The organism is Chamaesiphon sp. OTE_8_metabat_110 (assembly GCF_031382685.1).
Classification (GTDB): domain Bacteria; phylum Cyanobacteriota; class Cyanobacteriia; order Cyanobacteriales; family Chamaesiphonaceae; genus Chamaesiphon.
Genome location: NZ_JANMZA010000421.1, coordinates 1 through 10,295, shown reverse-complemented (window position 1 = coordinate 10,295; position 10,295 = coordinate 1). Strand labels below are relative to the sequence as shown.

Here is a 10,295-nt window from a genome sequence, read left to right as displayed (position 1 = left end):
GCAAGTCCAAGAACGCCTCACCCGTCAAGTTGCCGAAGCACTGCAAGAAGTCTTAGAACCCAAGGGTGTAGCGGTAGTGATGGAAGCTAGCCACATGTGTATGGTCATGCGCGGCGTCCAAAAACCTGGTTCGTGGACAGTTACCAGCGCGATGCTAGGTGCCTTCCAAGAGGATCAGCGCACTAGAGAAGAGTTTCTCAATCTCATTCGTCATCAGCCAGCTTTCATGTAGATGGTAGGGGGTAGAGGGTAGAGGGTAGCGAACAAGCGGGCGTTCTTCGATCTTACGATCTTAAAATCCTCCTCTACCATCTACCAAATCCTCACTTACTCTCTACCCCCTACTCCCTACTCCCTACCCTCTACTCTCTTCTTCTCCGGCAGCGTTCGGAGCAATACTTGACTTCATCCCAATTGGATTCCCATTTCTTGCGCCAAGTGAATGAAAGATTGCAAACGGGGCAGATCTTCGTCGGCAGATCGGATTTTGCTCGATGTCGCGGCATTACAGTTAATCGATCGATAAATTTACAGTGAGTAGCTCTCTCTATCATATTCGGATTGTCTTAGTAGAGCCAACGGGTGCCCTAAACATCGGCGCGATCTCGCGGGTGATGAAAAATATGGGATTGACACAATTGGTAATTGTGAATCCTCAGTGTGACGTTTTTGGCGAAGAAGCTAGCCGCATGGCAGTACATGCGATCGATGTCTTAGCGACAGCGAAGATCGTTCCAGACTTACCGACTGCGCTCCAGGGTTGTACGCGCGTAATTGCCACTACAGCGCGAGATCGGGCGCTTCCAACGCAGCTCGAAACACCCAGACAAGCTTTACCTTGGCTGGTAGAGAGTACCGAGCCGACAGCATTAATATTTGGACGGGAAGATAGTGGCTTGACTAATGCCGAATTAAATTATGCCACTCGCTATCTTCGGATTCCAGTCGGCTCTAGTTATAGTTCGCTCAATTTGGCTCAAGCAGTTGGCGTTTGTGCTTATGAATTGCAGATGTGTGCGATCGATCTAGCTGAAGATTTACCGATTCAGCAGGCCCAAATACCGCTACAATCTGACGTAGCACCAGTAGAATTAGTCGAAGGATATTATCAGCAGTTAGAGACATTACTGCTCGATATCGGCTATCTATTTCCCCATACAGCACTGCATCGGATGGAAAAACTGCGCCGTCTCTACAATCGCAGTCAACTTTCACCAAATGAAGTCGCTTTATTACGCGGAATCTTAAGTCAAGTCCGGTGGGCGCTCGATCGACAACAAGGCTAGAGGAACGGCTTACAATTTGAAAATACCGACTTTCCCGCGCTTGTAACCGAGTTACAATTTCGATCGCGCACAGCCGAGCAGATCTAATACTTCGTTGAGTCTATCCTTGAATGCCGTCACATTAGGCAGATCGGTCATGCGATCGATATCGATCTCCCCATCATCAATTTTATTATTAAGCAATATTCTCGTTTCCGGCTCACCTAGATTATTTTCTAGCTGCTTTTTGAGAGAATTAGGTGAATTTTTACTAGCTGACTCATATTCAAGTTTTACACAATCCTTGTACTTGTTTTCTAAAGCACACAAAACCCAAGCTTCGGAGATGGGAATAGGGATCATGGGAACTCCAGTAGAAAGTTTTTCACGACTGAATCCATCTAGTATCGATTTAAACCGAATTGCCCATTTGTTTTTCTGAGAACTTCTTTTACCATCACTATCTACAAAAAGTACAACAATCAATGGGATTGTATCGCCAATATCTTTCTTTTTTTGATGAGCTATTATAGCTAATGCTCTAGCTCTTTTAAATAATTCTCTTGTTTCATCGTCAACATTTTTTCCTTTTCAAGATTGAGCTGGAAGACTTCTCGCTTTTTTTGTTAACTCAGTCTTGGATACAATAGTATATGTTTTTTCCTTGATAAATGAATAGCCAATTTTACGATCGATCCAATTATCAATTAATTTTGTCATTGGGCCAAATTCTTTATCGTTTACACCTGTATCAGTCGATCCCTCTCCACTTAATATTAAGAACATCATAAACCCTCGATGATTTCCTCATTAAGTTGAGTTAATAAGGTATCTTCATAAACTTCACCCGCACCCATCACCGTTAGCTTCTCACGCATCGCAGGAATATCGAATAACCGGATCGCTTGTGTTGCTCCACTCTTGGCTTTATATATATAGATAACACCCGCGATCGCGACATCATCTTCGAGGTAATTTAAAACCATCGGACTATGAGTAGTAATCAATACTTGCGGATCGGATTCAACTAATTCATCTACCACAAACTCAATTAATTCAGGGTTAATGCCATTTTCTATTTCATCTAGCAGCAAGAAACTTTGCTCTTTAGATAGTTGAGCAAAAACCGCCAGCATCCGCAGAAATCAATCAGCGACATGTCGAGCTTCCGTCTTGACGATCGTATCACCAAACTGCTCTTGAATGGTAAGACTTTTCCAGCCAGAACGTAGCGATAATATATCGAGATGTTTGAATTGTGGATAAACTTTAGCCAGCTTTGCTTGAATGATATCCCGTTTTGCTTCACCAATTTCATGTAAGAATGCCGACAGCTTCTCACCACCTAATCCTAAACTATTACCTGCATCTCTAGTCCTTTGTCTGAGTAGTTCAGGGGCTAGTAGATCTAGAGCATGTAGATTTGCAAAGAATTTCTTGAATTCATACAATTCCTTTGGCAACTCAGATTCTTTAATTTGTGATATCACAGATCCCTGATAATTAGAGGTAATTCTTCCAGCAATCACACTCTCTTGAACATAGCCAATTATTCTTGGGCTATCATCTATTTCACATATAGTTAAAATATTGTAATTTCTATCTGCTACTTCTAAAATTTGATATTCATCCCATTCTATCGATTCATTAGTGCATTGTAATGTTGTACGATTAAAGCTGCCATGCCAAATAATTTCAAAGTTTTCAGAATGTATAAGTAAGACTTCAAAGTTAATATTTTTCTTACGAGTCAATTTTGAACTAAGATCGGAAGATTCCCACTGCCTCTGTTTGAGCCAACCACTCAGATCGCCTCTAACTTGTTGAGACAAAAAATCAAGAAATTGCAATACTGTAGATTTCCCTGAACCATTTAGCCCAACTAAACAGCTAAACTTGGCTAAAGGTAACTCAAAATTAACTAAAGATTTAAAATTATCGATTTTGATAGATTTAATTTGCATATCTTTAGACAAAAATTCCGTAAATGCCAGAACACCTACGGAATCTAACATACAACTTTTTGACATTAAATCAACTACTCAACCGTCACCGATTTGGCGAGGTTGCGAGGCTGGTCTACATCTAATCCGCGCATGGCGGCAATGTGATATGACATCAATTGCATCGGAATAACTGTTAGTACTGGCGATAATAATTCATCGACATCTGGTACGGGTAAAACCTTGTCAAAGATCTCTGCTGCATCCTTATCGCTGGCGGCTACTACCCCATACAAATGTGAATCTCGTGCCTTGGCTTCTTGGGCATTAGAATCCGCTTTCTCTTATTCTTTCCCTGGCATGGTAATCGCAATTACGGGTACCTTAGCATCGAGGAGTGCGATCGGGCCGTGTTTCATCTCGCCGGAGGGATAACCTTCGGCGTGGATATAGCTGATCTCTTTGAGTTTTAGGGCACCTTCTAGGGCGATCGGGAAGTTGATGCCGCGACCGAGGAAGATGGCATCGTGGGTGTCGAGGAAGCTGTGGGAGAGTTCTTCGATGTATTTTTCTTGGGTTTCGAGGATGACTTCGATTTGGGAGGGGAGGACTTTTAAGCCAGCGATAATTTCGGCGAGGCGATCGGGTGTAATAGTCCCGCGACGATGGGCGAGGTCGAGCGAGAGGAAGTAAAACGCCATCAACTGACCCATGAAGGTTTTGGTGGCGGCTACGCCGATTTCCATGCCTGCGTGGGTGTCGATGACGCAATCGACGACGCGGGCGATCGCGCTATCGGTACGATTGGTGACGGCGAGGAGGCGGGAGTGATATTTGGGTGCTTTGTCTTGGCGGCGCGATCGTTCGATTTCGACGGCGGCGAGGGTGTCGGCGGTTTCGCCGGATTGGGTAATCCCGATGGTGAGGGTGTTGGCGGTTAATGGTGGGGGTGAATAGCGAAATTCGGACGCATATTGAATGGCGGTAGGAATTTGAGCGAGTTCTTCGATCAGATATTTACCGATCATCCCCGCGTGGAGGCTGGTACCACAGGCGACGATTTGAATGCTTTCAAGATCTTTGTAGATCGATGCTGGGAGATCGAGTTTGAAGGGAGACTTCGTACTATCCGGAGTCCAATCGAGATCGAGATAGGCTTCGAGACAGGTGCGGACGACGGCTGGCTGTTCGTAGATTTCTTTCGCCATGAAATGCTTGAAACCTTGCTTTTCAACTGCGATCGGATTCCAAGTGATACTATGTGGCTGGCGGCGGACTTTGGCACCGTCAAAGGTAAATACTTCGACGCCATCACGGGTGAGTCGCGCCATTTCCCCATTTTCGAGGGGTAAGATCGTGCGGGTATATTGAACGATCGCGGGTGTATCGGAAGCGCAAAAATATTCACCGTCACCAATACCGATTACCAATGGTGCTTGCTGTCTGGCTAAAATTAGTTCGTCGGGATAGTCTGCCGAAATTACCGCGATCGCAAATGCGCCGGATAATTTGTGAACGGCTTGCTGGACTGCTACCATCAGGTTTTCAGCACCATCGGCAAAACATTGGCAGATCAGATGGGGGATGACTTCGGTATCGGTTTCCGATCGAAATTCATGTCCTTGTTTTTTTAAGGCTTCGCGCAGTTCGCGGTAGTTTTCAATAATGCCGTTTTGCACCACCGCCAACCGTCGGTTGGTATCTGTGTGGGGGTGCGCGTTATATTCTTCTGGCTTGCCGTGTGTCGCCCAGCGAGTGTGTCCGATGCCAATGGGGGCGCGATTTGTAGCGGTTTCAATTTTTTCGCGGAGGTTGTGTAGCTTCCCTTTAGCGCGAATACAGTCCAAATTACCTTCGACAACTGTGGCTACCCCAGCAGAATCATAACCTCTATACTCTAGTTTTTCTAATCCTGAAACCAGAATGGATTGGGCTGGTTGAGTGCCAATATAGCCAACAATTCCACACATATAGTCTATTTCTCCTGCAACGGCGATCCTAGTTTTGGTGCTCTAATGGCAATCTCATTACGATCGAGACCAGCCTCACTTTAATACTATAATTACCCAACTTGCGATCGAATGTAACAACTACTGCAAAAAATCTCCTAAAACATTGCCACTCGCCACCATCTACCCTTTACCATCTACTTCCTAATCCCTAAAGCTCAAAACCTAAAGCCTAAAGCCTAAATCGCGACTGATGACTGAAGGAACCACAACGTACCCTCAGCCTCTAGTCACGAGTGGGAACTAGTATGCTAGACCCATGCTGCGAGTAGTTTCCGCGCCTAAATACACGCGGATACTCAGGAAATCTGTAGGGCAAGCAGTTTCGCACCGTTTGCAACCGATACAATCTTCCGTGCGGGGTGAAGATGCAATTTGTTGAGCCTTGCAACCATCCCAAGGTACCATCTCTAATACGTCTGTCGGACAAGCCCGAACGCATTGAGTACAGCCAATACAGGTATCATAAATCTTGACGCTATGAGACATCCAATCATCCTCCCAACGATAAAGCTTTAGCAATGCTAAAACTTAAGAATCAAGGCTTAGTGTACCGCAGGCGCAGATACTAGTTCTCAAAAAGGCTACATAAGTTAAAGGTTTTTAACTTTTGAACCGTGGGCGTTGGCGTCAGTAGATAAATTCACATATTGCGCTAGTAACTGAAAATAGACTTAAAATGTACTCCTAAGTACTATTCACTACTTACCATCCACTATCCACTATTCACTAAAACAAAGGTTAAAATAAGATTTGACGCTCAGCATGGAAATCTAATGAGGGAATCAGAGTCTTTGGCGACTGAGGTGATTTTAACCCAGTCGCGAGAAGTACTGACCAAAGTCCAGTTGGATTGGACGCCACAACCCGGAAATTACATCGATTTGGATGGTCGGACTTATGCTGTCTTAGAACGCCGTCATCGCTATCAACTTCAATCGGGTCGCTACAAGTTACACAAAATTGCTCTCTATGTCCAGTCGGCAATTCGCCCGGAAGAGCAAAGCCTGATTGACGGTCAATGGGTGATTGGCGATGCTAGTTGTCAGTACAACGCTCGATCGAGTCTGCTTCGCTGCGCGGTACATCCTACTGGCCCCTGCGAGGGCTGTAAATATCGGGTCTAATGCAGTTTGACTTGACTATTTCAATGGTTTTGGCGATCGATTATCTGTAGTTTAGCGATCGATCGAGCCAATAAATAGCGATCTAATGTTTCAAATCGATCGGCACTATGTTGTCATCTTTGACACTTTGAGAAGGCTGCCAGTGGACTACACATTTTTTATCAATTGTCAACGTCGATCGACATAACCCCCAGCGTATTTGATGTCACACATCACCCGATACTGGCGATGGTAGCCACAAGCGACGCCAGTCAGCCGAAACTGGGGTTGAAACATGTTTATGCGATGACCGCGATCGCGGACACCATCATCGATGATGAGGTCGCGGACGACAGCTTGAGCCGTAGCTGGCCCATAGGCAATGTTTTCGCCAGCGATCTTTTGCCACTTACCATACCGTGACATGCGTTGATAGGGAGTACTGCCATCGCTGCCCTGATGACCTGTAGTGCCCTTCACACCTTGGTCGCGAACTAGATCGCGGGCGGCGAGGGTTAGTCCGCGTGAGAGCTTTAATGTCGATACCGGACGGGTTTTTTGGAGGAACCTGATGGCTTCATCAATTGCTGGCGTTCCTTCTTGAGTGATGAGATAAAGTCGATCGCTTAACTTAGCTTTTTTGCCGTTAAATCTGCTTCGCCAACTGAGTAACACTTTGCGATAGGCGGGTGGATTGCTTCTGGCTCGATTCATTTCGCCGATAATCGATCGCTCTACTTTGGATAAACTAATTGCGGTTTGGGTATTGAGGGCGATCGAGATCGTGCGGATGGTGGGTTCGTTTGGCAGTGGTAAAGGAGATCGAGCTGCACCTCCGACTGCTAAAAGTGGCAAGCTCGATCGATGGTTGTCGATGATGCTGGAGTTTCCCAGCCGCGATTGTCGATCGGGTATGGGCAATAATGAAATCGAGATTGTGGCAAGACCGATCCAAACTTTGTTCACAGTCAACTAATGGCTATCTGCATAATAATCGTCATTCGCTATTGAATAGCTACCATATTATTCAACTAAATTAAATAAAATCCGTGAATTTTTAAAGATGGTTGAAAGATTTGTGTACAATGTGGTCGGCGATGGCATTTTGCCAGCCTTGCCAATGTGCAAGTGCCTAGTGCAGAGCACTGCATCGATTTTCAACATTATTAAATCCAGGTAAACTTTGATGAATCCATTAATCGGAATGCTGGCAAGTCAACTAGGCGGCCCTGTCGTCCAACAAATCAGTCAACAAATTGGTGCCGACAATGGCACTACCAAATCGGCGGTCGGGATGGCGCTACCGATGCTACTGTCGGCAATGGGCAACCATGCAGCTACTCCAGATGGTGCAGATGCCATCAATCAAGCGACTCAGCAACACGATGGCTCGATTTTGGACAATCTGATGGGATTTGTGGGTAATGCTGGTGCAGCGAACATGGGCAGCGCTCTGCTCGGTCAGGTGTTAGGTGGTGGATCGCAGAATACGATCGCGAGTAATATCGGTCAACAGACGGGGATGGATAATGGCACTGTCACCCAATTATTGGGAATGCTCGCCCCGATTGTCATTGCGGCGATCGGTAAATTTAGCCAACAAAGTGGTACCGATCCCAGTAGTATGGCGCAAACCCTGGGCGGTGCTAGCGGTGATAACGATTTAATCGGGATGGCAACAAAAATGCTCGATGCCGATGGTGATGGCAATCCCATTAACGATCTGGGGAATATTATTGGTAAGCTGTTTTAGTCATTGGTGTAGCCTACTGAATAAATTGCTGGTGACTAGTTGCTCGGCTAGGTAGATGCAAGCTAGGTCTATATCTAGATTAATTAGTCACCAGTCAATAGTCTGATACAATAAATTGCTGTTTGGGGCTGTAGCTCAGTAGGATAGAGCGATCGCCTCCTAAGCGATAGGCCGTGGGTTCGATTCCCGCCAGTCCCGTGCGTTGTCTGCATTGATAAATTGTGGTAACTTGAGCCTAGCAAATGCTAGGCGCAGTCTAGCGATCTCATCTGTCCTCTCCAAGCTCCTGGCAGCATGGCGCATAATCACATCATCCCCCGATCTCCCTCATCCCCACTCCCCAATCATCGCCGCCGTCATCGCTGGCGATTGTTAAAATTGTTGTTACCGATCTCACCGTTGATACTGCCGATCGCTTGGTTTGGTTATCGAGAGTTAGAAAATACCTGGATTCAACCTCAAGCAATCTTTGTCCTTGGTGGCGAGGAAGAACGCGAAATCTTCGGTGCAAAATTTGCACACATCCACCCCAATTTACCCGTATGGATTTCTAGCGGTGCGCCGCCGGGATATGCCAAGCGGGTGTTTAAAAAGGCTGGGGTATCGCCTGAAAACCTGCATCTGGATTATCGGGCGATCGATACAGTGACGAACTTCACAACTCTAGTCGATCGATTTGAGTCCAAAGGGATTACCAGTGTTTATCTAGTTACCTCTGACGACCATATTCACCGCGCACGCGCGATCGGTGAAATTGTGTTTGGTAGTCGGGGCATTAAAGTCAAACCTGTAACTTTTGTCAGTGGTAGACCCGTCGAACCAGTGCGGAAAACGGTGCGAGATAGCTTCCGCTCTCTGTTCTGGCTGGCTACTGGCTACGCTGGCGGTAAGTAGGGATTGGCCGCCGATTGAAATCGGGGCTTGTGATGCAAAGTCCGCCTACGCGGACTAGTTTATTAGTCCGCGTAGGCGGACTTCGCATCATCAGCCGAGACTTCAGTCTCCAGGCATCTCTTAACCTGGACTCACGTTCAATTAGACTGCAATTGGACTCTCGCCAAATAGATGGGTGAGTAGTGTATGGCTGAGTTCCCGGTTCCAAGTCCTAACCCGCACCATCACTCTGGAGAATATGAAGGCAAGCTCGATCGCATCTACTGTCGTTGCCTTGCCGACGAGATTATTACCTTCAGTCCGTTCGCCACGATGGTGTTTGGCTAGAGTTAGTAGGCTTTTGGCAGAACCTTTAACTTGTTTGTAATAAGAGCCATCAAACGCCCAACGGCTAAATCCCCAGAATTTAGCCAGATGATTGACTTCATCTTGGAAAGGTTGGGCGATCGCTTGTTGCAATGCGCCTGTAGAGTGCGCCATCAGCCACAGGTAGATCGATACGGCTCCCCATTCGGTAGAGATGCGGCTGAGGGTATGCTTATTGACAGCCTCTAATGCTGAATCGATCGATTGCTGCATGTTGACACTGTTGGGTTTGGGCTGGAGTTTTTCACCTGTTAATTGCTGGTAGATTTTCTTGAAGGTGGGAGCATGTTGGCGTTCTTCTTTTTCCCATGCGCCTAATGTGGCGATCGAACCGTCTGGATTTTGGGTACCGCCGATAAAGTAAGCCATCCCAGGATGAATCGATTTCATGTAGTTCCAGGTTTCCTGGGAATACTCCCGGATCGGGGTTTCGATCTCGGTGGCACCCGCTACGAGCATGATGAATAAATCTGGATCGACGCCGACAATCTGAGTGCGATCGACCGATTTCCAGTCGATTGGTTCCCATTTTCTAACATGGGGTTGGGAAAACTGGGTGGGTAAGTCAATTAGGTGTTGGCTGAGAATATCGATCGTCAGGTAGCGATCGACTAGGCGGTTCATGCGGGCGCGGATGTGGAGATAGTTGGGATTTTCGGGGCAGTAACCAGCAAGATCGCGATTTGTTTGAGTGAGTTTCATGGTTTGGCTTTCCTTGTGTCGTTCGGTTGTTGTTTACATCTTCACCGACCGATTTGTGAGGGTGCAATGAGTATGCGGAATCAAGGTGAACCAGGGTGAAGTAAGATGGGTATCGCTATTGTGGATTCAGTCTCTTTCAACGATGCGAGTTTGTTTGAGTTGATGCGGAGTCTTTTACCCCACCCCAGCCCTCCCCTTATAAAGGGGAGGGAGCATGAAAAGCCCCCCCTTTATACGGGGGGGTTGGGGGGGTAATT

At 46.5% G+C, this 10,295-nt stretch carries 12 protein-coding genes, 1 tRNA gene and 1 pseudogene; 6 read left to right on the top strand and 8 right to left on the bottom strand.

Annotated features, from left to right (window positions below; translation table 11 throughout):
* Positions 1 to 232: GTP cyclohydrolase I (locus RMO52_RS15610; protein WP_310415903.1), on the top strand; the 232-nt coding region annotated here is incomplete at its 5' end.
* Between the two features lie 130 nt (positions 233 to 362).
* Here RMO52_RS15610 and RMO52_RS15605 read toward each other — a convergent pair.
* On the bottom strand, positions 363 to 506 hold the full coding sequence (locus RMO52_RS15605) for a DUF2256 domain-containing protein (protein WP_310415900.1): 144 nt from the start codon (positions 504 to 506) through the stop codon (positions 363 to 365).
* 27 nt (positions 507 to 533) lie between these two features.
* Here RMO52_RS15605 and RMO52_RS15600 point away from each other — a divergent pair, with 27 nt between their 5' ends.
* Positions 534 to 1,286, top strand: a complete 753-nt coding sequence (locus RMO52_RS15600; RefSeq protein WP_309738534.1) for an RNA methyltransferase — start codon at positions 534 to 536, stop codon at positions 1,284 to 1,286.
* A gap of 51 nt (positions 1,287 to 1,337) precedes the next feature.
* On the opposite strand, the gene RMO52_RS15595 is transcribed toward RMO52_RS15600, so the two are convergent.
* From RMO52_RS15595 to psaC, 5 genes and pseudogenes are all read right to left on the bottom strand, one after another.
* Entirely contained in the window at positions 1,338 to 1,628 is a 291-nt protein-coding gene (locus RMO52_RS15595) for a hypothetical protein (protein WP_309738531.1), read from the bottom strand.
* 422 nt (positions 1,629 to 2,050) lie between these two features.
* Positions 2,051 to 2,401 (bottom strand): AAA family ATPase, encoded by a 351-nt coding sequence (locus RMO52_RS15590; protein WP_309738530.1) that lies wholly within the window; start codon positions 2,399 to 2,401, stop codon positions 2,051 to 2,053.
* Positions 2,402 to 2,410: 9 nt separating this feature from the next.
* The gene (locus RMO52_RS15585) at positions 2,411 to 3,280 is read right to left on the bottom strand and encodes an AAA family ATPase (RefSeq protein ID WP_309738528.1); all 870 of its coding nucleotides are present in this window, start codon (positions 3,278 to 3,280) and stop codon (positions 2,411 to 2,413) included.
* A 23-nt stretch (positions 3,281 to 3,303) separates the two neighbouring features.
* A pseudogene (gene glmS, locus RMO52_RS15580) lies at positions 3,304 to 5,178 on the bottom strand (glutamine--fructose-6-phosphate transaminase (isomerizing)).
* A 282-nt stretch (positions 5,179 to 5,460) separates the two neighbouring features.
* Positions 5,461 to 5,706 (bottom strand): photosystem I iron-sulfur center protein PsaC, encoded by a 246-nt coding sequence (gene psaC / locus RMO52_RS15575; RefSeq protein WP_295620893.1) that lies wholly within the window; start codon positions 5,704 to 5,706, stop codon positions 5,461 to 5,463.
* 287 nt (positions 5,707 to 5,993) lie between these two features.
* Here psaC and RMO52_RS15570 point away from each other — a divergent pair, with 287 nt between their 5' ends.
* On the top strand, positions 5,994 to 6,344 hold the full coding sequence (locus RMO52_RS15570; protein ID WP_309741428.1) for a DUF6464 family protein: 351 nt from the start codon (positions 5,994 to 5,996) through the stop codon (positions 6,342 to 6,344).
* Between the two features lie 168 nt (positions 6,345 to 6,512).
* Here RMO52_RS15570 and RMO52_RS15565 read toward each other — a convergent pair whose 3' ends face one another.
* Positions 6,513 to 7,289 (bottom strand): CAP domain-containing protein, encoded by a 777-nt coding sequence (locus tag RMO52_RS15565; protein ID WP_309741427.1) that lies wholly within the window; start codon positions 7,287 to 7,289, stop codon positions 6,513 to 6,515.
* Positions 7,290 to 7,509: 220 nt separating this feature from the next.
* Here RMO52_RS15565 and RMO52_RS15560 point away from each other — a divergent pair, with 220 nt between their 5' ends.
* The 3 genes from RMO52_RS15560 to RMO52_RS15550 all read left to right on the top strand — a co-directional run bounded on the left by RMO52_RS15560 (position 7,510) and on the right by RMO52_RS15550 (position 8,970).
* On the top strand, positions 7,510 to 8,076 hold the full coding sequence (locus RMO52_RS15560) for a DUF937 domain-containing protein (RefSeq protein WP_310415896.1): 567 nt from the start codon (positions 7,510 to 7,512) through the stop codon (positions 8,074 to 8,076).
* Positions 8,077 to 8,200: 124 nt separating this feature from the next.
* Positions 8,201 to 8,274: transfer RNA gene (locus tag RMO52_RS15555), tRNA-Arg, on the top strand.
* A 96-nt stretch (positions 8,275 to 8,370) separates the two neighbouring features.
* Positions 8,371 to 8,970 (top strand): YdcF family protein, encoded by a 600-nt coding sequence (locus RMO52_RS15550; protein ID WP_310415893.1) that lies wholly within the window; start codon positions 8,371 to 8,373, stop codon positions 8,968 to 8,970.
* A 141-nt stretch (positions 8,971 to 9,111) separates the two neighbouring features.
* Here RMO52_RS15550 and RMO52_RS15545 read toward each other — a convergent pair whose 3' ends face one another.
* On the bottom strand, positions 9,112 to 10,038 hold the full coding sequence (locus tag RMO52_RS15545; protein WP_310415890.1) for a hypothetical protein: 927 nt from the start codon (positions 10,036 to 10,038) through the stop codon (positions 9,112 to 9,114).
* Between the last annotated feature and the right edge of the window lie 257 nt (positions 10,039 to 10,295).

Bases quoted from the DNA above. Each gene is read 5' to 3' on its own strand.
- RMO52_RS15605 (WP_310415900.1), bottom strand. From the start codon at position 506: ATGCCGCGACATCGAGCAAAATCCGATCTGCCGACGAAGATCTGCCCC.
- RMO52_RS15595 (WP_309738531.1), bottom strand. From the start codon at position 1,628: ATGATCCCTATTCCCATCTCCGAAGCTTGGGTTTTGTGTGCTTTAGAA.
- RMO52_RS15590 (WP_309738530.1), bottom strand. From the start codon at position 2,401: ATGCTGGCGGTTTTTGCTCAACTATCTAAAGAGCAAAGTTTCTTGCTG.
- RMO52_RS15585 (WP_309738528.1), bottom strand. From the start codon at position 3,280: ATGTTAGATTCCGTAGGTGTTCTGGCATTTACGGAATTTTTGTCTAAA.
- psaC (WP_295620893.1), bottom strand. From the start codon at position 5,706: ATGTCTCATAGCGTCAAGATTTATGATACCTGTATTGGCTGTACTCAA.
- RMO52_RS15570 (WP_309741428.1), top strand. From the start codon at position 5,994: ATGAGGGAATCAGAGTCTTTGGCGACTGAGGTGATTTTAACCCAGTCG.
- RMO52_RS15560 (WP_310415896.1), top strand. From the start codon at position 7,510: ATGAATCCATTAATCGGAATGCTGGCAAGTCAACTAGGCGGCCCTGTC.
- RMO52_RS15550 (WP_310415893.1), top strand. From the start codon at position 8,371: ATGGCGCATAATCACATCATCCCCCGATCTCCCTCATCCCCACTCCCC.
- RMO52_RS15545 (WP_310415890.1), bottom strand. From the start codon at position 10,038: ATGAAACTCACTCAAACAAATCGCGATCTTGCTGGTTACTGCCCCGAA.